Annotated in this window: 20 protein-coding genes and 1 pseudogene; 15 read left to right on the top strand and 6 right to left on the bottom strand. The window is 68.2% G+C overall.

The window, feature by feature from the left end; genetic code table 11:
- Positions 1–2 precede the first annotated feature (2 nt).
- The 13 genes and pseudogenes from HNP73_RS21840 to HNP73_RS21780 all read left to right on the top strand — a co-directional run.
- Positions 3–317, top strand: a complete 315-nt coding sequence (locus HNP73_RS21840) for a sarcosine oxidase subunit delta (protein ID WP_184155213.1) — start codon at positions 3–5, stop codon at positions 315–317.
- Positions 314–3,313 carry a sarcosine oxidase subunit alpha gene (locus HNP73_RS21835; RefSeq protein WP_184155211.1) on the top strand — a complete coding sequence of 1,000 codons (3,000 nt, stop codon included), beginning with the start codon at positions 314–316 and terminating at the stop codon, positions 3,311–3,313. The genes HNP73_RS21840 and HNP73_RS21835 overlap by 4 nt, the downstream gene beginning before the upstream one ends.
- Positions 3,314–3,336: 23 nt before the next feature.
- The gene (locus tag HNP73_RS21830) at positions 3,337–3,840 is read left to right on the top strand and encodes a sarcosine oxidase subunit gamma (RefSeq protein WP_246400030.1); all 504 of its coding nucleotides are present in this window, start codon (positions 3,337–3,339) and stop codon (positions 3,838–3,840) included.
- 19 nt (positions 3,841–3,859) lie between these two features.
- A complete protein-coding gene (glyA, locus tag HNP73_RS21825; RefSeq protein WP_184155205.1) occupies positions 3,860–5,128 on the top strand; it encodes a serine hydroxymethyltransferase in 1,269 nt (422 codons plus the stop codon).
- Positions 5,129–5,232: 104 nt separating this feature from the next.
- Complete coding sequence (locus tag HNP73_RS21820; RefSeq protein ID WP_184155202.1) at positions 5,233–6,627, top strand: L-serine ammonia-lyase; 1,395 nt, start codon at positions 5,233–5,235, stop codon at positions 6,625–6,627.
- Between the two features lie 2 nt (positions 6,628–6,629).
- On the top strand, positions 6,630–7,487 hold the full coding sequence (gene purU, locus HNP73_RS21815) for a formyltetrahydrofolate deformylase (protein ID WP_184155199.1): 858 nt from the start codon (positions 6,630–6,632) through the stop codon (positions 7,485–7,487).
- Positions 7,488–7,690: 203 nt separating this feature from the next.
- Entirely contained in the window at positions 7,691–8,386 is a 696-nt protein-coding gene (locus tag HNP73_RS21810; protein WP_184155196.1) for a trimeric intracellular cation channel family protein, read from the top strand.
- A 156-nt stretch (positions 8,387–8,542) separates the two neighbouring features.
- Entirely contained in the window at positions 8,543–9,454 is a 912-nt protein-coding gene (locus tag HNP73_RS21805; RefSeq protein ID WP_184155193.1) for a LysR family transcriptional regulator, read from the top strand.
- Between the two features lie 173 nt (positions 9,455–9,627).
- Entirely contained in the window at positions 9,628–10,467 is an 840-nt protein-coding gene (ygiD, locus tag HNP73_RS21800) for a 4,5-DOPA-extradiol-dioxygenase (RefSeq protein ID WP_184155190.1), read from the top strand.
- Positions 10,468–10,666: 199 nt separating this feature from the next.
- On the top strand, positions 10,667–11,299 hold the full coding sequence (locus tag HNP73_RS21795) for an NADPH-dependent F420 reductase (protein WP_184155187.1): 633 nt from the start codon (positions 10,667–10,669) through the stop codon (positions 11,297–11,299).
- A gap of 28 nt (positions 11,300–11,327) precedes the next feature.
- The gene (locus HNP73_RS21790; RefSeq protein ID WP_184155184.1) at positions 11,328–11,765 is read left to right on the top strand and encodes a DoxX family protein; all 438 of its coding nucleotides are present in this window, start codon (positions 11,328–11,330) and stop codon (positions 11,763–11,765) included.
- A 90-nt stretch (positions 11,766–11,855) separates the two neighbouring features.
- Positions 11,856–12,182, top strand: a complete 327-nt coding sequence (locus HNP73_RS23545; protein WP_184155324.1) for a glutathione S-transferase family protein — start codon at positions 11,856–11,858, stop codon at positions 12,180–12,182.
- Between the two features lie 158 nt (positions 12,183–12,340).
- Positions 12,341–13,506: pseudogene (locus HNP73_RS21780) on the top strand (3-hydroxyacyl-CoA dehydrogenase family protein); the annotation flags it as partial.
- Positions 13,507–13,719: 213 nt separating this feature from the next.
- Here HNP73_RS21780 and HNP73_RS21775 read toward each other — a convergent pair.
- Genes HNP73_RS21775 through HNP73_RS21765 form a run of 3 tightly spaced genes read right to left on the bottom strand, consistent with a single transcriptional unit; the run spans position 13,720 to position 17,848 of the window.
- A complete protein-coding gene (locus tag HNP73_RS21775; protein ID WP_184155181.1) occupies positions 13,720–15,606 on the bottom strand; it encodes a type IV secretory system conjugative DNA transfer family protein in 1,887 nt (628 codons plus the stop codon).
- Positions 15,606–17,318, bottom strand: a complete 1,713-nt coding sequence (locus tag HNP73_RS21770) for a relaxase/mobilization nuclease domain-containing protein (RefSeq protein ID WP_184155178.1) — start codon at positions 17,316–17,318, stop codon at positions 15,606–15,608. The genes HNP73_RS21775 and HNP73_RS21770 overlap by 1 nt, the downstream gene beginning before the upstream one ends.
- Positions 17,315–17,848: a DNA mobilization endonuclease VirD1/MobC family subunit gene (locus HNP73_RS21765; RefSeq protein WP_246400029.1), complete on the bottom strand. Its 534-nt coding sequence runs from the start codon at positions 17,846–17,848 to the stop codon at positions 17,315–17,317. Before HNP73_RS21765 ends, HNP73_RS21770 begins: the two co-directional genes overlap by 4 nt.
- A 492-nt stretch (positions 17,849–18,340) precedes the next feature.
- Here HNP73_RS21765 and HNP73_RS21760 point away from each other — a divergent pair, with 492 nt between their 5' ends.
- Complete coding sequence (locus HNP73_RS21760; protein WP_184155175.1) at positions 18,341–19,033, top strand: nucleotide-binding protein; 693 nt, start codon at positions 18,341–18,343, stop codon at positions 19,031–19,033.
- Positions 19,034–19,092: 59 nt separating this feature from the next.
- Positions 19,093–19,653, top strand: coding sequence for a VirC2 family conjugal transfer protein (locus tag HNP73_RS21755; protein WP_246400031.1), 561 nt, complete (start codon positions 19,093–19,095; stop codon positions 19,651–19,653).
- A gap of 97 nt (positions 19,654–19,750) precedes the next feature.
- Here HNP73_RS21755 and HNP73_RS21750 read toward each other — a convergent pair whose 3' ends face one another.
- From HNP73_RS21750 to HNP73_RS21740, 3 genes are all read right to left on the bottom strand, one after another.
- Positions 19,751–20,647: an ArdC family protein gene (locus HNP73_RS21750; RefSeq protein WP_184155169.1), complete on the bottom strand. Its 897-nt coding sequence runs from the start codon at positions 20,645–20,647 to the stop codon at positions 19,751–19,753.
- A 478-nt stretch (positions 20,648–21,125) separates the two neighbouring features.
- Entirely contained in the window at positions 21,126–21,347 is a 222-nt protein-coding gene (locus tag HNP73_RS21745; RefSeq protein WP_184155166.1) for a hypothetical protein, read from the bottom strand.
- An 845-nt stretch (positions 21,348–22,192) separates the two neighbouring features.
- A complete protein-coding gene (locus HNP73_RS21740) occupies positions 22,193–22,375 on the bottom strand; it encodes an excalibur calcium-binding domain-containing protein (protein ID WP_221289003.1) in 183 nt (60 codons plus the stop codon).
- Positions 22,376–22,532 lie beyond the last annotated feature (157 nt).

The following is a 22,532-nucleotide window of genomic DNA, read 5'->3' as shown; positions in this document are numbered from 1 at the left end:
CCATGCTTCTAATCTATTGCCCCTACTGCGAGCAGGACCTTCCCGAGCTCGAGTTCGCCTACGCCGGCGAGGCCCACATCGCCCGCCCGGCCGATCCCGCGGCGCTCAGCGACGAGGAGTGGCGCGACTTCCTCTTCATCCGCTCGAACCCGAAGGGCGTCCACTTCGAGCGCTGGCGACACCTGAACGGCTGCGCCCGCTTCTTCAACGCCGCCCGCGAGACCGTCGGCGACAAGTTCCTCGCCACCTACAAGGCTGGCGAGCCCCGCCCGGACGCCGACGCCCTCCTCGCCAGCCCGACAGGAGACGCCAAATGACCAGCTACCGCCTCCCCAACCGCGGCCGTGTCGACCATCGCAAGTCCGTCCGCTTCACGTTCGACGGCAAGTCCTACCAGGGCCTCGCCGGCGACACCCTCGCCTCGGCGCTGCTCGCCAACGGCGTCCACCTGATGGGCCGCTCCTTCAAGTACCACCGCCCGCGCGGCGTCGTCTCCGCCGGCTCCGACGAGCCGAACGCGCTAATGGGCACGCGCCGCGGCCCCGGCCGCTTCGAGCCGAACACCCGAGCGACGATCCAGGAGCTGCGCGCCGGTCTCGAGGCGACTAGCCAGAACCGCTGGCCAAGCCTCGCCTTCGACATGGGCGCGATCAACGACAACATGGGCTCGCTGTTCTCGGCCGGCTTCTACTACAAGACCTTCATGTGGCCGCGCTCGTTCTGGGACCGGGTCTACGAGCCGATCATCCGCAACGCCGCCGGCCTCGGCGTCTCGCCGACCGAGTCCGATGCCGACACCTACGCCAGCCGCTTCCACCACACCGACGTGCTCGTCGTCGGCGCCGGCCCCGCCGGCCTCGCCGCCGCGCTCGCCGCCGGCCGCGCGGGCGCCTCGGTTATGCTCGTCGACGAGAATGCCGAACCGGGCGGCACGCTGCTCTCCGAGCCCTCGGTCGTCATCGACGGCAAGCCCGCCTGGGACTGGCTCGCCCAGGCGCTTGCCGAACTCGCTGGCCTGCCGAACGTCACCGTCATGACCCGGACGACGGCGATCGGCTACTACCACCAGAACCTCGTCGGTCTCGCCCAGCGCCTGACCGACCACCTCGACACCGCCCCCTCCGACGCCCCGCGCGAGCGGATGTGGAAGGTCCGCGCCAGGGAGGTCGTCCTCGCCCAGGGCGCGCTCGAGAAGCCGCTGGTCTTCGACGGCAACGACCGCCCCGGGGTGATGCTCGCCGGCGCCGCCCAGACCTATCTCAACCGCTTCGGCGTCAAGGTCGGCGACCGCCCGGCCATCGTCACCGCCCACGACAGCGCCTGGCACGCCGCCTTCGACCTCGCCGACGCCGGGGCGAAGCCCGTGGCCATCGTCGACGTTCGCCCGGCGGTTGACACAGCCCTCACCGACCGCGCCCGCGCCCTCGGCATCGAAGTGCTGCTCGGCCGCACCGTCACCGGCACCTCCGGCCGGCTGCGGGTGAAGTCCCTCCGCGTCAACCGCATGGAGGGTGGCAAGCCCGGCGCGCCGCGCGACATCGGCTGCGACGCCGTGCTGATGTGTGGCGGCTGGACACCCTGCCTCCACCTCTTCAGCCACACGCAGAGCAAGCTCGCGTGGGACGAGGCGCTGCAGGTCTACCTGCCGGGCAAGAAGACCGAGGCGGTGCAGATCGCTGGCGCGGGCCGCGGCCTCTGGGGCATCGCCAGCACCCTCGAGGATGGCGCCACCGCCGGCGCCACTGCTGCCCGCGACGCGGGCCACGATGCGACCGCGCAGACCCACACGGTCACCGCCGACCGCACCGGCTCGGGCGTCACCTGCAAGGAGCTGCCAACCGACAAGGACCCGGGCAAGGCCAAGGCCTTCATCGACTTCCAGAACGACGTCACCGCCAAGGACATCCGCCTCGCGGTCCGCGAGGGGATGCGCTCGATCGAGCACGTGAAGCGCTACACCACCAACGGCATGGCGACCGACCAGGGCAAGATGTCGAACGTCAACGGCCTGATGATCGCCTCCGACGCCCTTGGCAAGGCGCCGCCGCAGGTCGGACTGACCACCTTCCGCCCGCCGTACTCGCCCACCACGTTCGGCACCTTCGCCGGCTACCACAAGGACGCGACCTTCGAGGTCACCCGCAGGACCCCGATCGACGGCTGGGCCGAGGCCAACGGCGCCGCCTTCGAGCCGGTCGCCCTCTGGCGCCGCGCCTGGTACTTCCCGAAGCCGGGCGAGGACATGCACGCCGCGGTCTCGCGCGAGTGCCGCGCCGCCCGCGCCTCGGTCGGCATCTTCGACGCATCCACCTTAGGCAAGATCGAGGTCACAGGCCGCGACGCCGTCACCTTCATGGAGCGGATGTACACCAACCCCTGGGCAAAGCTCGGGGTCGGGCGCTGCCGCTACGGCCTCCTCCTCGGCGAGGACGGCTTCATCCGCGACGACGGCGTCATCGGCCGGCTGTCCGCCGACCGCTTCCACGTCACCACCACCACCGGGGGGGCGGCGCGCGTCCTCAACATGATGGAGGACTACCTGCAGACCGAGTGGCCGGACCTGAAGGTCTGGCTCACCTCGACCACCGAGCAGTGGGCGACCATTGCCCTCCAGGGCCCGAACGCCCGCAAGCTGCTGGAGCCCTTCGTCGAGGGCATCGACATCTCGGCGGAGGCCTTCCCGCACATGGCCGTCGCCGAATGCACCGTCGCCGGCTTCCCGGCCCGCCTCTTCCGCATCTCCTTCACCGGCGAGCTCGGCTTCGAGGTGAACGTCCCCGCGCGCCATGGCCTCGCCCTCTGGGAGAAGCTGATGGCGGCCGGCCAGCAGTACGACATCTGCCCCTACGGCACCGAGACCATGCACGTGTTGCGCGCCGAGAAGGGCTACATCATCGTCGGCCAGGACACCGACGGCACGCTGACCCCGGACGACGCCGGCCTCACTTGGGCGATCGGCAAGGCCAAGCGCGACTTCGTCGGCAAGCGCTCGCTCGCCCGCCCCGACATGGTGGCGAAAGGCCGCAAGCAGCTCGTAGGCCTCCTGACCGACGATCCGAAGGTCGTGCTGCAGGAAGGCGCGCAGATCGTCGCCGACCCAAGCCAGCCGAAGCCGATGACCATGCTCGGCCACGTCACCTCGTCCTACTGGAGCGACGCGCTCGGCCGGTCGATCGCCATGGCGGTGGTCGTCGACGGCCGTGACCGCGACGGCCAGACGCTGCACGTGCCGATGCCCGACCGCACGATCACCGCGAAGGTGGTGAAGAGCACGGTCTTCTACGACCCCGAAAATACCCGCATCAGCGCCTGACGATGGAGGACAGGATGAACGCCATGACTTCCACACTTGCCGCCGGCGTCACGATCACGGAGCTGGCGCCGACCACCCGGATCGCGCTCCGCCTCGCCGACCCCGCCACGGTGCCCGGCCTCTCGCTGCCCACTGAGGTCGGCGCCCGCAGCGCCGACGGCTCCCGCACCGCGCTATGCCTCGGCCCCGACGAGTGGCTGATCGAGGCCCCCGAGGCCGACCGCGCCGCCGTCCTCGCGACGCTCGCCGGCATCTCGGCGCCGCACAGCGCCGTCGAGGTCTCCGACCGCGAGATCACCTACGCCCTCGAAGGCCCGGCGGTCCTCGACCTGCTCGCCACCGGCTGCCCGCGCGACCTCGCGCGGATGCCCGTCGGCTCGGGCGCCCGCACCGTTTTCGACACCGCGCAGGTCGTGCTGACCCGCGAGACCGACGACCGCTTCCACCTGACTGTCTGGCGCTCTTTCGCCTCCCACGTCCGCGCCCTCCTCGACCTCGCCCAGCGCGAGCTTGCCGCCGGCCTCTGAGAAAACAAGGAAACGCTTCATGCTCGACACCACCACCCCCCGCCTCGCCGACGAGGCCGTCGCCGCCGCCATCGGCCGCGAGCTCGGCCGCCAGCAGCACCAGATCGAGCTCATCGCGTCCGAGAACATCGTTTCCCGCGACGTGCTGATCGCCCAGGGCTCGGTGCTGACCAACAAGTACGCCGAGGGCTACCCCGGCAAGCGCTACTACGGCGGCTGCGAGTTCGTAGACGAGGTCGAGACCATCGCCATCGACCGCGTCAAGCAGCTCTTCGGCGCCGCCTACGCCAACGTCCAGCCGCACTCGGGCGCCCAGGCCAACCAGGCGGTGTTCCTCGCCCTGCTCCAGCCCGGCGACCGCATCATGGGCATGAACCTCGCCCACGGCGGCCACCTCACCCACGGCTCGCCGGTCACCATGTCCGGCAAGTGGTTCGACGTCGTCAGCTACGAGGTCCGCGAGCAGGACCAGCTGATCGACATGGACGCGGTGCGCGAGCGCGCCCTCGAGACGAAGCCGAAGCTGATCATCGCCGGCGCCTCCGCCTACCCGCGCGAGATCGACTTCGCCGGCTTCCGCGCCATCGCCGACGAGGTCGGCGCGTACCTGATGGTCGACATGGCCCACTACGCCGGCCTGATCGCCGCCGGCCTCTACCCGAACCCGGTGCCCCACGCCCACGTCACCACCTCGACCACCCACAAGACGCTGCGCGGCCCGCGCGGCGGCATCATCCTGACCAACGACGAGGCCCTGGCGAAGAAGCTCAACTCCGCGGTCTTCCCCGGCAACCAGGGCGGCCCCCTGATGCACGTCATCGCCGCCAAGGCCGTCGCCTTCGGCGAGGCGCTGCAGCCGTCGTTCAAGGACTACGCCGCCGCCGTCATCGCCAACGCCAAGACCCTCGCCGCGACCCTGCAGAAGGGCGGCCTCGACATCGTCTCCGGCGGCACCGACTGCCACATGGTGCTGGTCGACCTCCGTCCGAAGGGCGTGAAGGGCCGCGACGCTGAGCGCGCGCTCGAGCGCGCCGGCCTCACCTGCAACAAGAACGCCATCCCCTTCGACCCGGAGAAGCCCTTCGTCACCTCCGGTGTCCGCCTCGGCACCTCCGCCGGCACCACCCGCGGCTTCGGCGAGGCCGAGTTCGCCCGCGTCGGCGAACTGGTGCTGAAGGTCGTGGATGCGCTTGCCACGAAGGGCGCCGAAGGCGACGCAGCAGTCGAGGCCGAGGTGCAGGCCGAGGTGCGCAGGCTGACCGACGCCCACCCGATCTACGAGGGCTGAGACTTACATCGCTCTCTCCGCGCGGGGTTCGTCCGCGCGGGACCAAACCGTCACGGTGAGGTCAGCGACGTGGGCGCTGATCCACCCAGTGCAAGGGGACATCCATGTTCCTCAGCGTCTTCGACATCTTCAAGGTCGGCGTCGGCCCGTCGAGCTCCCACACCATGGGGCCGATGCTCGCCTCCGCCCGCTTCCTAGACGCGGTGCGCGCCGGGTCCGACCGCGTGCCTGGCTCGGGCGCCGCGGTCCGGCTCGAGGCGAGCCTGCACGGCAGTCTCGCCTTCACCGGCAAGGGCCACGCCACCGATCGCGCGGTGATCCTCGGCCTGCTCGGCTTCGTCCCCGACACCCTCGACCCCACCGAAGCCGAGCGCCGCCTGAGCACCCTCCGCGAGACCGGAACGATCGACGTGCCTGGCATCGGGCCTCTCGAATTCGATCCCGAGAAGGGCGTCGTCTTCGACTACGGCCCGCCGCTCCCCGGCCACGCCAACGGCATGGTGCTCAAGGCCTTCGACGCCGCCGGCAACCTGCACCTCACCGAAACCTACTACTCGATCGGCGGCGGCTTCGTGCTGACCGAGCGCGAGATGCGGACCGAGGCCATGAAGGGCGACGACGCCGAGGTCACCCGCCCCCACCCCTTCGCCACCGCTGCCGAGATGCTCGACATGGGCGAGGCCTCCGGCCTCCCGATCGCCGCGATGAAGCGCGCCAACGAGACCGCCGGCGGTGGCCGCCCGCTCGACGCCGGCCTCGACCGGCTCTGGTCGGTGATGGACGCCTGCATCGAGCGCGGCCTCGCCACCGACGGCACCCTGCCCGGCGGCCTCAAGGTCCGCCGCCGCGCCCGCGCCATCCACCAGGCGCTCCTCGCCGAGCGCGGCCTGAACCTAGCCCAGCCGCACACCGTCAACGACTGGCTCTCGGTCTACGCCATGGCGGTCAACGAGGAGAACGCCGCCGGCGGCCAGGTCGTCACCGCGCCGACCAACGGCGCCGCCGGGGTCGTCCCGGCAGTCATCCGCTACTACCGCGACCACTGCGTCGGCGCGACCCACGCCGGCATCCGCGACTTCCTGCTGACCGCCGCCGCGGTCGGCGGCATCATCAAGACCAACGCCTCGATCTCCGGCGCCGAGGTCGGCTGCCAGGGCGAGGTCGGCTCGGCCGCCGCCATGGCCGCCGCCGGCCTCTGCGCCGCGCTCGGCGGCTCGAACGCCCAGGTCGAGAACGCCGCCGAGATCGCGCTCGAGCACCACCTCGGCATGACCTGCGATCCCATCCGCGGCCTGGTCCAGGTCCCCTGCATCGAGCGGAACGGCCTCGGCGCCATCAAGGCCGTCGCCGCCGCCTCGCTGGCGCTGCGCGGCGACGGCACCCACGTCGTCCCGCTCGACGCCTGCATCGAAACCATGCGCCAGACCGGCCGCGACATGAGCGTGAAGTACAAGGAAACTTCCACCGGTGGGCTCGCCGTCAACCTCCCGGAGTGCTGAACGTGTCGGAGACCTCTTTCATCCTGACCCTGACGAGTGCTCCCCTGCCGGGGATCATCGCTGCCGTCTCGACGGCCATCGCCGACCTCGGCGGCAACATTCACGAGACCCACCAGCACTGGGACCGGCCAACCGATCGCTTCTTCCTGCGCGTCGCATTCTTCGGTCCCGAAGGGCTGACCGCGACGGCGGTCGAGCAGGCGCTCGCCCCCACCGCCGAAAAGCTTGGCCTCGACCTGAAGGTCGTCGACGCGGCGCGCCCGCCGAAAGTGATTGCCATGGTCTCGAAGTTCGACCACGCGCTCCTGCACCTGCTCTACCAGATCCGCGTCGGCTGGCTGCATGCAGAGGTCGCCGCGCTCGTCTCGAACCACGAGGACGCACGTCGCTTCGCCGATCACGAGGGCATCCGCTTCGTCCACCTGCCGGTGACGCCCGAGACCAAGCCGCAGCAGGAAGCCGCGCTCCTCGCCCTCGTCGATGAGACCGGCGCCGAGCTCGTCATCCTGGCCCGCTACATGCAGATCCTCTCCGACGACCTCACCCGCAAGCTCTCAGGCCGGGCGATCAACATCCACCACTCCTTCCTGCCGGCCTTCAAGGGCGCGAACCCCTACAAGCAGGCCTACCAGCGCGGCGTGAAGCTGATCGGCGCCACCTCGCACTACGTGACCAGTGATCTCGACGAAGGTCCGATCATCGAGCAGGACGTCGCCCGGGTCAGCCATGCTGATACCGCCGAGGATCTCGTCGCCATCGGCCGCGACACTGAATCCCGCGTGCTTGCCCGTGCCGTGAAGAGCCACCTCGAACGCCGCGTCCTCCTGTGCAGCACGCGCACGGTGGTCTTCGGAAAGTAGATTGCGATGTGCAGGTTCATGAGGACGAGCGACTTACAAGGCCCCAGAAGTCGACGAGAACGTGTCCACTGGATGCCGATCTCGCCGGACCATGATGAGGACGAAGCTGCTGCGACTTTGGCAGCGCGACCCTTGTCCGGGCCCAGGCCTAGGCGCTCCTGCGAAATGATGCGGGCGGAGTCCAACCCGCCGAGTGGTCAGTGATGCCGCTCGCTGCAATCCTGGACCTGATCGCCGTCTTCGTCTTTGCGCTGACCGGCGGTCTCGTCGCATCCCGCGCCCAGCTCGACATCGTGGGATTTCTTTTTCTCGGCTGCCTGACAGGCGTCGGGGGCGGCACACTTCGCGATCTTGTGCTCGGGCGAGACCCGGTCTTCTGGGTCGGCAGCCCGCACTACCTCGCGGTCGCCTGCGCCGCGGCGATCCTGGCGTTCTTCGCCGCCCACCGGCTCGAGTCCCGCTACCAGGCGATTGTCTGGCTCGATGCGGTGGCGCTTTCGGTCGCGGCCGCCGCCGGCGTGTCGATTGCGCGCGAGGCCGGCGCCCCCTGGCCGATCATTCTGGTCATGGGTGTCGCGACCGGCACCTTTGGCGGACTGATGCGCGACGTGGTCACCAACGAGATCCCGCTGGTCCTGCGTCAGGGCGAACTCTATGTCAGCGCCTGTCTCGTCGGCGCGTTCGCGAGTGTCCTGATGCTCCACCTGTTTCCCACGGCCGAAACGCTGTCGCTGCTGACCGCCTCGGTCGCCACCTTCGTACTCCGCGCGGGCTCGCTTCGCTTCGGGTGGCGTATCCCCGTCTATCGCCCACGTGCGCCCCGAAGTTTTCCGCCAAGGTCCGCCGCCGCATCGCCCGCTCCGGGGTCGGATGGCGACCCCGGCGACGCGAGACCTTAGCCCCATCGCGGTTCGGCCAAGCCACGCCCCTTGCTCAGTAGGAGTGGGCGTGGCGTCGGCGCTGGCTGATAGGCAGGTAGCGACGGATGCAATTTCCTCTAATCTCCGGGAAATGAACGCGCGCGGGCACTAACTGCTTCCGGCGAGCGAGGAGCCATGGATCGTCTTGAGTGTGATCGCATGTTCGTCGCAGTGGTCGAGGCCCGCTCCTTCACCAGCGCCGCGGTCAAGCTCGGCACCAGCTCCGGACAAGCTTCCAAGCTCGTTTCCCGCCTCGAAGCCGAGCTCGGCGTGCGCCTGCTGAACCGGACCACGCGCGCCGTGTCCGAGACCGAAGCCGGCCGGGCGTATTTCGAACGCGTGCGTGCCATTCTGGACGAGATCGACAACCTCGACTTGGCGATCCGGAACGTCGCACAAACCCCACGCGGTCGGCTGCGTCTCACGGCTCCCCTGACCTTTGGAACCGTCGAGCTTGCGCGCGCGCTCAACGACTTCGCTGCGGGCTATCCCGAGATCGAGCTCGACGTCAACTTCTCCGACCGAGTCGTGAACCTAGTGGACGAAGGCTTCGACATCGCCGTTCGCGTCGGGCGCCCCACCGACACAAGTCTGATCGCCCGTAAGCTCTGCGACGTGCGGATCGTTCTCGTAGGGTCGAACTCCTATCTCGCCGCGCACGGTGCGCCGTCGACACCCGACGAGTTGCCCCGGCACGCGTGCATCATCGACACGAACTTTCGCGAGCCCGGTCGCTGGCCGTTCCGGAGCACGGACGGCGAGACCATCACAGTCCCGGTGACCGGCCGGCTCTACTATTCGAACGCCGAGGCGTGCCTCGGCGCGGCCGAGGCCGGACTGGGCCTCGCCTATGTGCCGAGCTTCGTTGCCGGTCCCGCCATCGCCGCCGGGAAAGTCCGCGCACTCCTGAACGCGTTCAGCGCCGAGCCCTTCGGCGTCCACGCGCTCTACCCGCACAGCCGTCATCTCGCGGCAAAGGTGCGGGTGCTGGTCGACTTCCTTGCCACGCGGTACCGTGGCCAGCCCCACTGGGAGGTTGGCTGGTGAGCGGCCTTCCCCGAGCGATCGCAAGCATTCCGACTGCGGGACCAAGAGAGCCACCGCTGCCGGTACGAATGTGAGCGCAGGCAGGATAGTTTCGGGTATCCTGGGGCGGACGACGTTCGCTGGCATCGTGTCCGGCAGCTTACTGGCACACAACGGAGGTCGAAGTGACAATCATGCCTGCGCTTTTTGTCGGTCACGGCAGCCCGATGAACACGCTCGAGGACAATGGCTATACGCGAGCATGGCGCAGGCTTGGGCGGGCGCTGCCGCAGCCGCGTGCAGTGCTGGTGGTATCGGCGCATTGGTTCATCGGCGCGACCGCCGTGACCGCGATGGCGCGGCCGCGCACGATCCACGACTTCTATGGGTTTCCCGACGAGCTGTTCGCCTTTGACTATCCCGCACCAGGCCTGCCGGAGCTGGCGGGCGAAGTGGCCGAAGTCGTCAAGCCGCACTGGGTCGGCGCCGACCGTGACCAATGGGGGTTGGACCACGGCACCTGGAGCGTGCTCGCCCACCTCTTCCCCCAAGCCGACATTCCCGTCGTCCAACTGTCGATCAACGCGCTCAAGCCGCTCGACTATCACATCGAGCTTGCCACGAAGCTGAACGAGCTGCGCGCACGCGGCGTCATGATCGTGTCGAGTGGCAACGTCGTGCACAACCTCGGCCGCATCGAGTGGAACCGCCCTGACGCCGGTACCGAGTGGGCCCGCCGCTTCGACGACATGGTCGCTCGCCAGATGACCGAGGCGCCGGCCGACATTCTGAAGTCCCTGGAGCATCCCGATTTCAATCTGGCGGTTCCCACGCCCGATCACTTCATTCCGCTCCTCTACACCGCAGGGCTCGCGACCGCGGAAACCGATGCTCAGGCCCTGCTGCGCGGCTACGCCATGGGATCGCTCTCGATGAGCTGCTACGGCGTGGGCATGAACGACGTAGTCTGTGAAGCGGGGGATGGCGCCGCCCAGCTGCCCCACGGGGTGCCGCCCGATCAGACCAACATCTGAGACTGGCGATCGCGCTAAGCGCCCGCTAGGTGGATTCCCATGCCGGGCGAGCCCATCGGAAGCCAGCCCGGTAAGCCGACCTCTTCCACTGAGGATGCAATCATCTTCAGGTAGGCTGGATTATCATTCCTCCTGAACAGGTCCATGTTCTCCCCACAGACGACGCGGATGCGCGTCCCCCTCAAAGGAGAACACCAACATGAACATTTCTCTCCTCGGCACCGGCAACATGGCCGCCGGCCTCGCCGTGCTCTTCGCCAAGGCCAGTCACACTGTCACCCTCGGATCGCGCGACGCCGAGAAGGCGAAGGTGGTCGCCAGCAAGATTGGCAACGGCATCACTGGCGCGGAGCTCGCCGAAGCGGCCCGCAAGGCTGATCTGGTCGTGCTGGCGGTGCCCTACGACGCCGCTGCGGACATCATCCGCGCCGCTGGCGATCTCACGGGCAAGACCCTTGTCGACATCACCAACCCGATGACCGCCGACTACTCCGCGTTGACCATCGGTCATACCACCAGCGCGGCCGAGGAAATCCAGAAGCTCGCGCCCGGTGCCAAGGTGGTGAAAGCCTTCAACACCGTGTTCGCCTCTGTGCTTCAGGCCGGCGGCAAGGCAGCGGGCCGTCCCGTCACCGTTTTCGTCGCCGGCGACAACGCCGAAGCCCGCAAGACCGTCTCCGACCTCGCCGTCAACGCCGGCTTTGAGACGATCGAGACCGGCGGGCTCGCTTCTGCCCGGTACCTCGAGCCGCTCGCCGGCCTCAACATCGCCCTCGGCTACGGCCTCGGCCTCGGCACCGACATCGCCCCGACCTGGCAGCGCGCTGCCTGACTTCATCTCACATGCAAGGAACCTGACCATGACCTACGCCACCGCCTCCCATGCTGCCCGGCCGTCTGTCGTTGCCGGCGTCAGCAACGCCGATCTCGCCGCGCTCGTCCTGCGCGTCTCCACCGGCGCCCTTTTCCTAGCTCATGCCGGGCTGAAGCTCTTCGTCTTCACGCCAGCGGGCACTGCTGGCTTCTTCGAGAGCCTCGGCTTCCCCGGGCCGCTCGCCTATCTCGTCATCGCAGCCGAGCTCCTCGGCGGCATCTCGCTCATCCTCGGCGTGTGGACGCGCTGGGTTTCGCTGGGGCTGGTGCCGGTCCTGCTCGGCTCGATCTACGCCCCGCACGGCGCGGCCGGGTTCTTCTTCTCCAACGAGGGTGGTGGCTGGGAGTTTCCGGCCTTCTGGGTGGTCGCGCTGATCGTCCAGGCCCTGCTCGGCGACGGCGCCTACGCCCTCCGCCGCGGCTGAGCCTGACCATCAGCCATCCCCTGCCGCGGCCCGGTTCGAAATGGCTGGGTCGCGGCAGGTATCTCGCAACATCCGTTTGAGGACCGAGACATGCTGGTGAATGGTAAATGGACTGCCGAGTGGCACCCGGTCCAGGCCAAGGACGAGAAGGGCGGCTTCGTCCGTCAGACCTCAAGCTTCCGCAACTGGGTCACGCCCGACGGAAGCGCCGGGCCCACTGGCGAGGGCGGCTTCGCAGCCGAAGCGGGGCGTTACCACCTCTACGTCGCGCTGATCTGTCCCTGGGCCTCGCGCACGTTGATCGGCCGCAAGCTGAAGAAGCTAGACGATGTGATCTCGGTCTCGGTCGTAGAGCCGGCGCTGACCGACCAGGGCTGGCGCTTCGCGACTACCCGGGGTCCGACCGTGATGAGCTGAACGGCGCCACCTATCTCTACGAGATCTACACTCGTGCGGACCTGGCCTTCACCGGACGGGCGACGGTGCCGGTTCTGTGGGACAAGCAGCGGGCAACGATTGTCAGCAACGAGTCCGCGGACATCCTCCGGATGCTGAACTCCGGCTTCGTGCCGCTGGCCGATGAGGCCGCCGCCCTCCGCCACGTCTTCTTCGCCGAGCGCGCCGCCCTGCGTCCCGCCTCCGTCAAGGGGGTCGAGCCGAAGACCCTCCGCACGGCCGCGGTCGTCGGCGGCGGCACCATGGGTGCCGGCATCGCCGCCGCCCTGCGCGACGGCGGCATTCCGGTGACGCTCGTCGAGCGCGACGCCGAGGCGCTGGCGCGCGGCCTCGCCAACGTCGCCGGGATCTTCGAAGGGGCGGTGAAGCGCGGGCGGCTCACCGAGGCGGACGGGGCGGTTCGGATGGCCGACCTCCAGGGGACGACGGACTACGCCGCCCTGGACGACACCGACCTCGTGATCGAGGCCGTCTTCGAGGAAATCTCGGTCAAGCTGGCCGTGTTCGACGCCCTCGGCACCGTCTGCCGCTCGGACGCGATCCTCGCGACCAACACCTCCTATCTCGATCCCCGCGCGATCGCCGAGGGTCTTCCCAACCCGGCCCGCTTCATCGGCCTTCATTTCTTCAGCCCCGCCAACGTGATGAAGCTCCTCGAGATCGTGCCCACGCCGGACACCAGCCCCGAGACCCTGGCAACGGGCTTCGCCCTCGCGGCCAGGCTCCGCAAGATTCCGGTTCAAGCCGGCATCTGCGACGGCTTCATCGGCAACCGTATCCTGAAGCGCTACCGGGCCGCCGCCGAGGACCTCGTCCGCAAGGGCGTTCCTATTGCCGGCGTCGACGCCGCAATGCGCGCCTATGGCTTCGCGATGGGTCCTTTCGAAGCCCAGGACCTAGGCGGTCTCGACATCGCGTTTCTCCAGCGCGAAGGGTCCCGCGGGCGTGGAGAGGACGTACCGGAGACCCTCGGCGACCTCCTCGTCCGGGCCGGTCGCAAGGGCCAGAAAACCGGAGGGGGTTGGTACGACTACGTTCAGGGCGACCGTGCTCCGCGTTCCTCACCGGCCGTGGCGCAACTCCTCGCCGCTGCACTGACACCGGGCGAGACGCCTTCCGATATCGCTGAGCATCTGGTCGCCGAAATGGCGCCGAAGGCGCGGCTATTCTCTGCGAGGGCATAGCAGCCCAGCCGGCTGATATCGACCTGGTAGAGATCCATGGCTACGGTTTTCCCCGCCGCCGCGGTGGACCGATGTTTCAAAGCGGAAGGTCAATCACCTGAGAGCTGGCGTCATCTGCCTAAAAGATGGCGGGCTGGGCGCGGCGGGTCAGGGGCAGGTCAGAAGGCCTCGCTCTTTCGGCAATCACAACGTGCACACTCTCGAGAGGGCTTCCGCGCTGGACGACCAGAATGCGAGCTTCGGCCGAGTTCGTCACTCCGACACTCCGACGATGGACTGACCAACTTAGGGTTGGGTGAGTCTGGTCAGCCCTGTCACTTTCTCAGAGCCTCCGGACCTTGTCGGTAGACAGCTATTGCCTGCCTGAGGTCGACCTGCTTTCCTCGGACAATCCTAAGCTTCGCTACCGGCGTCTCTAGAATCGCTGACTTCACAACGACATCGTGGCCCGAGTCCAGCGAGGGTTCGGCCCGCTTTTCAGGTCCGTTGTTGGAGGCCACTTTCTTCTCGTTGTCCCCCCCAGGCGGGATTGCCTCCGGCATCTCGCCGATCTCCTGGAAAGGTCCGACGCCCTTCTGCCCCTCGTATAGCGCCCTGAGCCCCCGGTCCTCGTAGTACCGCACCTTCGCCATCCGCACCGGGTTTTGATCCCGCACCAACGCGATCGCCGCATCCGGCCCCAGCATGCGGATCTGCTCCGGCCGGATCAGCCGGATTCCCTCCTGCCGCTCCTGGATCGACGCTGCGTCCCAGCCGCGCTGCCGCCAGGACTTCACCCGCACCATCCGCGTTTGGTCGCCGATCGCCTCGGAAACGTACCGCGGCGTATCGGCATCGGTCGGCGCCATGAAGAGCTGCAGCTCACAGTTGCCCATGAAGTTCGCTGCACCGTCGGTGCCATACACCTCACGCAGGTTGGCGAGCGACTGAACGATCAGCATCAGGTGCGCGCCCGAGGAGCGCACCGTGGTGATCGCCCGTCCCATCTCCTGCATCTTTCCGAGCGAGGCGAACTCGTCGAGCAGGAAGAGCACGTCGAATTTATCCTTCTCGGTCTGGTCAGTCTCCTGCAGCAGTGTGAACATCTGCTGGAACATCAGTCGGATCAGCGGCGACAGCACGCCGAGGTCCTTCTGGCTGACGCACAGGAAGACGCTCGCCGGGTCCGAGCGGAAGTCGGTGATCCAGAAATCCGTTGCCGCGGTCGCGTCGCGGACGTCCGGGTCGGCCCAGAGCCGCAGACCACCGTCGAAGAGCACCGACATGTAGCTGCCGAGCACCTTCTCTGGCTGGCCGGCGAAGCGATTGAACACCGACCGCGCCTCCCCGGACTGCGTGCTCGCCGCGAGCCCTTCGAGCAGCGCTCCCGGCGCTCCCGCCTCCGTCAGCAGGTCGTAGACCGCAGCGATCGTCGGCGTTCGGCGCTCGTGCGCAACCACCGCCGTCGCCGCGAAGATCTCGCGCGCACCGTCGACCCAGGACTCGGTCCCCTTGCCCTTCGCCTCCACGAGGCTGTTCGCCAGCCGCAGCGCTTCGGAGAACCGCCGCCGCTCCGGAGCCGCCGCCACCTCGTCGAACGGGTTGTAGCGGTGAGTCCGTCGATCCTTGGCGTAGGGGGCGAACTTGAACACCCGGTCGCCGAGCTCCTGCCGCCGCGCCGCGGTTTTCTCGTAGTTCTCGCCCTTGACGTCGAGCACCACGGTCGACCCCGGGTAGGTGAGCAATGTCGGGATGACGACCCCGACCCCCTTCCCTGCCCCGGTCGGCGCCGCCACCAGCGAATGCACGATCTTCTCCGAGCTCAGGTACGGCGCCCGCGACTTCGGCGATCCGAGCTTGCCCCAGATCGGCCCGCGCACCTCCTCGAGCCGCCGCGCCAGCAGCCCGGCCCGACGCAGCTCGCCCGGCTCGGCCCAGCGGGCCGTGCCGTGTAGGCTCAGCTGCGGTCGCCACAGCAGCGCGATGCCGGCCAGGGCGAAGGCGAGCGCCACCCCTACCCCGATCAACGCCGCTGTCGTCGGCAATCCCTCCCAGCGCGCCGCAGCAGGCAGCGTACGAAAATAAGTCGCGAGATCGATCTCGCCCAGATCGCCGCCGAGCCGCCAGGTGACGACGGCACCGGCGGCGAGCAGGCCGGGCAGGATGCCGACCATCAGCCCCACGCCGCCGCCGAGCAGGATGTCCTGTCCGCGCCGCGTCATCACCGGCTCCGATCGTCGTCGTCGCGGTCGCGGCGCCGGCCCGGCCGCTCGGGCTTGCCGCGCCCTTCCGGCACGTCGTCATCACGACCGGCCGACGGCCTGGCGCCCCCTTCCCCGCCGCGAGCCTGCCCGCGTCCACCAACGGCGTCCCGCGTCGTCCCGAGGTCGGGCGCGCCGCGCGGGTCCTCGCGTTCAATCTCGCGCACCCGCTCGGCCGCCTCGCGGTAGATCGTCCCCACACGGCGGTGGAAGTCGGCGAGTTGCGCCGTCGCCTCGTCGACCCGTTCGGCCGGCTGACCCCGCGCCATGCGATCCGCCGCCCGCTCGGCGAGCTCCTCTGCCCGGTAGTCGCGCCCGAGCCCCATCGACACCGTCCCGGCCGCGAAGCGCGCCAGCGTCGCCTCGGGCTGCAAGCCGAACCGCTCGGCGAGCCGTGCCACGTCCCTGTCGGCCTCGACCTTGATCGCTGCCGTCCGCGCATCGCCGGCCGGCACCGCCAGCCCGCGGTAGTCCGCGTGGACCGCCTCGGCCCGGTAGCCCTGCAACCCCATATCGTCGCGGATGAACGGCGCCGCCTCGGCCTTCAGCCCGGCGAGGTCGCGCAGGAACTCCGCCCGCTTCGCCGGATTCTCGACCGACCGCACGTCGGCCTCGAGCTCGACGAAGTTCTGCCGCACCTCGGCCTGCAGCTGCTCGATCGTCTCCGCCATCCGCATGGCCTCCTCTGGTGTCAATCTCGGCGCCGCCGCGCGCTCCGCCACAAGTTCCTGGCCTGCAAGGATCGTCGCCGCCGCGGCTTCCAGCCGACCGGCAAGCTCCGGCGCCCGTTCGGCGATCGATGCCGCCGCGCCCTGGTAGTTCCGGGCGTAGTCGAGGATCTCCGCCGCCGTGGCGAGCGCCGAGGCCTCGGTATGCGCCGGCGCCACCGCCTCCCGTCCTTCGGTGCGGGCGCGACGGTACTCGGCATCCGGCACCGGCCGATCATGCACCCCGCGCGACAGCCGCGTCGTCCCGGTCAGCGCGATCCCCTCCCGCGCCGCCACTGCGACCTGCACCTCGCGCAGCCGGTCGAAGGTCAGCTCTCCGCGCGACGACACCCGCAGCCACTGCCCCTCGTCGAGCCCGCGCCGGCCGACGACGACATGGATGTGCGGATAGGCCGTGTCCTTGTGGAAGGCGGTGTAATAGTCCCAGCGGTCGCCATGGGCGCCGCTGTCGAAGAGCGACGCCGCCCACGCCCGCCCTGCCCGCTCGGCCGCGTCCGGATCGGTCCCCTGGGGAAAGCTGACCACGAAGTGCGAGGTCCGGTCGGCCCCGCCCCGGTCAACATCCGGCAGCCCCCAGGCAGCGGCGATCTGCGCCGCATCGCCGACCCAGAGCTCGGTTCCGAAGGTGCTCTCGGACGACACCAGCGGCACGTCGCCCTGCCGGCTCAGATAGTCCATCTGCGCCCGCAGCGCGCCGCTCGTCGCCGTGCCGCCCGAGCAGATCAGCTTCACCAGCGCCTGCGGGTTCGGCGACAGCGCCCCGCCGATCGCCGCCCGCCGCCGCGCTCCCGTCCGCCGCCCCTCGTCCACCGGCAGCCGCACGGCGCTGCCGCGTCCGAGCTCGAGATGCGCCCAGTCTTCGCCCATCACCGCGTCGACCGCCGAGACCCAGGCCGGCGCCTGCGCCCCGCGTCGCAGGAGTTCGGGAACCGACGGCACGCTCATTCCGGCCCCCCTGCCCTCTCGGCCGCGGCCGCGGCCTTCAGCCGCCCGAGGCCGTCCTCGCGCCGGGCACCGAGGTCGAGGATCCGCTGCAGCGCGCCGCGGGTCTCGATCAGGATCCGGCCGAGTTCGGCCCGCTGCGCCATGAAGGCGCGATAGTCCGGATCGTGCGTCCGGTTGGCCGAATGCGCGATCTGGTTGATGTTCGTCGCGACGCCGGCGAGCTGCCGGTTGATCGAGCGCAGCGCCTCCACCGTCTCCCCGTCGACCTCCAGAAAGCCGCCGATCCGCCGAGCGGCGATCCGCAAGGCGCGGTTTCGGTTGAGGCCGAGGCCCGCGATCTGGGCGTCGAACTCGGCGAGTTCGGCCTCGGTCAGGCGGATCGAGATCGTGCGATCGGCGCGCGGCTCCTTCTTCGCCGCCTCGGGATCCTGCCATTTGCCGCGGATCATCTGGCGATCGCGCCAGCCGGAGGCGGCGCCGTCATTGGCGGCGCTCTTGCTGGCTCGGTCGGTGGCCTTGGGTTGGGTCATCGTTAAATGTTCTACATTTTTATATATCCTGCCATCAATCTAACCCAACCCTCTCACTCTTTTCAACCCTTTCTCCCGGCGGCTCAGCGGGCCGCTGGGGCGCTCGTTGCTTCGACCCTCCCGCGGACCCCAAAAGGCTCTGCCGTAGTGACGCACGGCGGTATTCACGTTTATGCGTTTCGTCGTTTTTTGATTATAGCACTTATGACGTTCTGCGGTTATGGCGTTTTGATGTTAACCGCGCTTTGCCGTTTATGGGGTATCCGGCCTTCAGGCGCTTTTGCGTTTCTTTGCTGTTTTCCGTATCTCAGTGTTTGTCGCTTTTTCGCAACGGCGCGTCGCCGCTTCAACGCTGTGCCGTATCCGCGCGTTGACGCATCGCCGCTAGGGTAGTTTAAGCGTATCGGTGGCTATGCCGTTTTGGCGTTTTCGAATTTTGCCGCTTCGCCGTGATGCCGCATTGCGGTTCTGGGAAGTGGTGGAAGGGACCGAATGAAGCTGATCAGTTTCGTCTCGTTGAAAGGAGGGGCCGGCAAGACGACGGCGCTGAGCGCCCTCTGCTCGGCCCTCCTGGCTCGCGGCCGCAAGGTTGCCCTTCTCGAGGGCGACGAGAACGCCCCGATCTCGCAGTGGCGCAGCTACGCCAAAGCCGCCGGCCGCTGGGACGACACCTGTCAGATCTACTTCGCAGCCGATCTCGACAGCTTTGAGAAAGCGGTCGTGGAAGCCGAGAAACAGGGGGTCGAGTTCATGCTCGCTGACACCCACGGTGGCGGGTCCGAAATCAACAGCATCGTCGTCGCGAACTCGGCGCTGGTCATCGTCCCCACGGCGATCACGACATACGACATCGACGAGGCGGTCAACACGATGGAGTTTGTCCACGACCAGATCGAGGAGGAGGGGACCAACACGCTTATAGCGTTGCTGGTCACGAAGCTCCCCCACACGCCGAACAAGTCCCGACAGATCGAGATCGATCGGCTGGAAGTCTTTCCCATGTTAGCCACCAAGCTGCGGGATCGCGATGCCTACGCCAGCATGAAGAGGGACGGCATGCTCCACCTGACCGTCCGTGCAAAGGAGTTGGATCCAGCGAGCCGCATTTCGGCAAAGCACTTCAAGATTGCCATGGCCGAAGCCGACGAGCTGGCGACAGACGTACTCGTGGCTCTGGAGGAATAGCAGTGGCGGGCATCGTCAAACCGAAAAAGAGCTACGAGGCGCAGCGGCGCGAGTTCAACATGAAGCGCGGGTTGCCTCTTCCCGCAGAGGCACCCGAGGAACCTGCCGCCGCGCCGCCGACGGCTGCCCCAGAACCCCAAGCTGATAGGAAAGCGCGGCCTCAGCCTGTCACACGGAAAGCTCGCCCTCCGAGGGCGGCGCCAACGAGGTCACCAGCGGAGGACAGCGAGGGAACTGTTCCGGTGAAGCTACGCGTTCCGGCTCCAAAGCCGGGCGCCTTTCCGCTGTTCGACCAGGCCGCGGCATCCATGGGAGAGAAGCGCGCATTGCAACGGCTGCTCTCTCGTTCGCTTTCCGACTTGGCCGACGCGGTGGAGCGGGGCGAGAGGATCAGTCCTGCGACCTATCCCGCCGGAAAGGTCAGCCTCAACACTACCAAGATGCTGAGCCCTGGGCTCTATGCTGCCGCCAAGGCGGCTCTCGACCCTTTGGATCTGGAGACTCCCGGCGGATTGGGACGCGCTATCAGCATGGCCGCGCTGGCCCGATACCTCGAGAGAGGAATACGGGTATCGGCCGGACATGCACCGACCTTGCCAGCCGCGAACGAAGAGGGCTGAGGATCGGTCCTTGGGCCAGCGCCGGAGGCGCTACGCCGGTTGGGCAATCCAGAGATTGCCCAACCGGCCAAATTTCTTAGTAGGGCAGGGGAGGCCGCTATGCGGCCGCCTCCTTCTCGTCGACGTCGGCAAGCGCCAGAAGCAGGTCTGCCGCCTTCTGCCCCTCGGCGGCGGCACGGAAGATCGCCCGCTTGTCCTCCTTCAACGCCTTGAGCCAGCTCTCGACGTAGGCGCCGCTCTGCTCGAAATCCGGGGTGAGCCCGAGGTGGGTGCAAAGGATGACGTTGCCGAGCTCGGCGACGAGCTCCTCGAAAGCATAGGCCTTCCGGTCGGCGAACTTCTTGATGCGGTCGAGGCGGGTGCCGTGCCCGGTCCAGTGCGCCGCCTCGTGGGCCAGGGTCGCGTAGTAGGCGCCCGCGGACTCGAAGGTGCGAACCGGCGGCATGTGGATGCGATCGGCCACCGGGTTGTAGTAGGCCCGGGGGTCGTCGCTGGTCTCGATGACCGCACCGGTTGCCGCAAAGAAGGCCTCCAGCTCGGCGTCCGGCTCGGTGCCGAGGTCGCGAGCCGGTTCCGGCCGCCGATAGTAGCCCTCCGCCAGCCCGTCGATCTGGTCGGCGTTGAAGACGTGGTAGAGCTTGGTGAACATCACCTTGCGTGTCGCGGCATCCTCGCCCGCCGGCTCGGCCTTTTCGGTGTCGAAAGTGCCGAACTTGATCACCGGTGCCGACTTCTCGCCCTTCCGGACATGGGCCCCCAGCTCCTGCGCCTGCCGATAGGTGAACCAGTGCGGCGAGGTGTAGCCCTTCGCGTCGGCCTCGAGCCAGAGCAGGATGACGTTGATCCCACGGTAGGGCTCGCCGCAGGCCCGCAGCGGAAAGGCCGCGCCGCCCCGGTCTCCGGTCCACGGCTTCCGCCACGGCGGCGTGCCGGCCTCGATCGCCGCGATAATGCGGTCCGTCACTTCCTGCTGCGCGTCGAACTTGCCGGTCATGTCCGTCTCCTTCGTGGTGGAGCGGTCGGGGTCTTCTGCCCTCGGCCCGCCGTCTGGGCGGCGCCTCCCGGTCGACCGACCGGAAATGCTCTCCGCATTTCCCGGGTGGGCAGAGCGGGGAGGGCGCTGCCCGACCCGCGGCCGGGCGGACGCGGGTCAACCGGGCGGAGACGCCCCTGGCGCGGCCCGCAGCCGGAGGCGAGGACACGGGGGGCGGCGGAGCCGGCGGCCCTCGCCGCCGCTTGCCGGTTGACGCGCGGGCGCCCGGATGCTGGGCGGACGTCAGGCATGGCGAAGTCGTCAGGGAGGGGGTGAGCGGGCCTCGGCCCGTCGATCTCCCGTCTTGGCCGTTGATCATCACGATCGCCTTGGCGATCTCAGCCGTTATGACGTATCGGCGTTCTGCCGCTTTGCCGTATATCCGTACCGTCGCATAGCGAAGGAAAGGGCGGCCTTGTCGGCCGCCCTCCGAGGTCCGTCAGGACTGCGTGACCTCGTCCGAGGCCGGGTCGTCTTCCGGCCGGGGCGGGAAGCCGACGAGTTCGGTAGCGGCAACGGGGAAGTCGAGCTTCACCGAGAGGAAGACCTCGCCGGTCTCGCGGCGGGCGTTCTCGAAGATCGCGCCGACGCGGCGGAAGCGGGTCTCGGTCTGGCCGTTGCGCTCGAAGGTGTAGGGGACGGTAAGGACGTAGCGGGTCATGTCAGCCTCCGTTGTTTCGGTGACGACCGGCCGGCGGATCGGAAGAGGGCAGGGGGCAACCGCGAATGCGGAGGATCTGCGAAGCGGAAGCCGTATTCGTGGTTGCCGGCGCGTCCGCGCCGGGCACGCCCTGGCTGCGATCCGCGAGGGTGTCATCGCTGCGAAACAGGAGGCTGACCGTGGCTCGTCGATCTAAGCGTTCTGATCCGTCTGGCGTGGCCACAATCTTGCCATTCGCACCAGCTCCGCACGCGCGTTTAAATCGCACTGTTTCGACTCAGGCGGGAACTGTACGCTTCGAGGACGCCCCAGTTAGTAGGGAACATCATGCCCCAGGTAGATCCAGATTCGGTAGTGGCGGCACTAAGCGAAGCGGGACTTTTGGACGCCGCACAAGGTGTTATCTTTCCTTATGGATTTCGGATCGTAGTCTCTTCAGAGGGACGCAAGTTTTTACAGCCTCTTACTCCAATGGAGTGGAAAACATTAATAGAAAGCGATTTAGGAATTACAGTCAAGGATGAAGAGATTAGAGATAATCGCTGCGTCTTCATTGCTGGCGGATGTGCACCCAGCAATCGCCGTTGCAACGTGGTCGGCTGTAGGACGCTCTCGCAGAACGGTCAGTGGTACTGTCACTGTGATTTCCCAGAAGGAGACTGAACCGCTAGCTCGAAGCTGCGCCATTGGGGCCACGTGGCCGGTCTGCAACCACGGACAACGGCGGGGGCTCGCGCGAGGGATCGTCACCCGAATGGGCCGAGACGGCTTGCCGGCTCGGGGAGGCCGGCGCGGCCGAGTAGAGCCCGGTCCCGGCCGATGCCGGGACGCGCCCGTCGCATCCGTCAGGGCAGGGTTTCGCAGGCGACCCCGTCATGATCGCGATCGAGCCGATAGGGGTCTCCCGGGCCGGCATCCTCGTAGACCCGCTGCGCCTCGGCCTGGGTCGAGAAATCGCCGCAATCGTAGTCCCTTGCCGACGCCACCGGCGCCGCCAGCATCGCCGCAACAACCAGAATGAACCGCACGACCGCCCCCCAGCTCCCCGGACCAGACCCTAAGGCATCGCCGTGCAACCGCTCAATGCCGGCCTCGCGCCTTCGCTAATGCGCCCGGCGATAGTCCCACGGCATCTCGAACTCGGTCGACCAGATCCCGAGCCGTGCCGCCTCCGCCTCAGCCTCG

Source organism: Amaricoccus macauensis (assembly GCF_014201905.1).
Classification (GTDB): Bacteria; Pseudomonadota; Alphaproteobacteria; order Rhodobacterales; family Rhodobacteraceae; genus Amaricoccus; species Amaricoccus macauensis.
This window is presented reverse-complemented; position numbering and strand designations above follow the sequence as displayed.

Bases quoted from the DNA above. Each gene is read 5' to 3' on its own strand.
- HNP73_RS21775 (WP_184155181.1), bottom strand. From the start codon at position 15,606: ATGACGCGGCGCGGACAGGACATCCTGCTCGGCGGCGGCGTGGGGCTG.
- HNP73_RS21835 (WP_184155211.1), top strand. From the start codon at position 314: ATGACCAGCTACCGCCTCCCCAACCGCGGCCGTGTCGACCATCGCAAG.
- HNP73_RS21750 (WP_184155169.1), bottom strand. From the start codon at position 20,647: ATGACCGGCAAGTTCGACGCGCAGCAGGAAGTGACGGACCGCATTATC.
- HNP73_RS21745 (WP_184155166.1), bottom strand. From the start codon at position 21,347: ATGACCCGCTACGTCCTTACCGTCCCCTACACCTTCGAGCGCAACGGC.
- HNP73_RS21840 (WP_184155213.1), top strand. From the start codon at position 3: ATGCTTCTAATCTATTGCCCCTACTGCGAGCAGGACCTTCCCGAGCTC.
- HNP73_RS21805 (WP_184155193.1), top strand. From the start codon at position 8,543: ATGGATCGTCTTGAGTGTGATCGCATGTTCGTCGCAGTGGTCGAGGCC.
- HNP73_RS21795 (WP_184155187.1), top strand. From the start codon at position 10,667: ATGAACATTTCTCTCCTCGGCACCGGCAACATGGCCGCCGGCCTCGCC.
- HNP73_RS21810 (WP_184155196.1), top strand. From the start codon at position 7,691: ATGCCGCTCGCTGCAATCCTGGACCTGATCGCCGTCTTCGTCTTTGCG.
- HNP73_RS21760 (WP_184155175.1), top strand. From the start codon at position 18,341: ATGAAGCTGATCAGTTTCGTCTCGTTGAAAGGAGGGGCCGGCAAGACG.
- HNP73_RS23545 (WP_184155324.1), top strand. From the start codon at position 11,856: ATGCTGGTGAATGGTAAATGGACTGCCGAGTGGCACCCGGTCCAGGCC.
- HNP73_RS21770 (WP_184155178.1), bottom strand. From the start codon at position 17,318: ATGAGCGTGCCGTCGGTTCCCGAACTCCTGCGACGCGGGGCGCAGGCG.
- HNP73_RS21830 (WP_246400030.1), top strand. From the start codon at position 3,337: ATGACTTCCACACTTGCCGCCGGCGTCACGATCACGGAGCTGGCGCCG.
- HNP73_RS21765 (WP_246400029.1), bottom strand. From the start codon at position 17,848: ATGACCCAACCCAAGGCCACCGACCGAGCCAGCAAGAGCGCCGCCAAT.
- ygiD (WP_184155190.1), top strand. From the start codon at position 9,628: ATGCCTGCGCTTTTTGTCGGTCACGGCAGCCCGATGAACACGCTCGAG.
- glyA (WP_184155205.1), top strand. From the start codon at position 3,860: ATGCTCGACACCACCACCCCCCGCCTCGCCGACGAGGCCGTCGCCGCC.
- HNP73_RS21790 (WP_184155184.1), top strand. From the start codon at position 11,328: ATGACCTACGCCACCGCCTCCCATGCTGCCCGGCCGTCTGTCGTTGCC.
- HNP73_RS21755 (WP_246400031.1), top strand. From the start codon at position 19,093: ATGAAGCGCGGGTTGCCTCTTCCCGCAGAGGCACCCGAGGAACCTGCC.
- HNP73_RS21820 (WP_184155202.1), top strand. From the start codon at position 5,233: ATGTTCCTCAGCGTCTTCGACATCTTCAAGGTCGGCGTCGGCCCGTCG.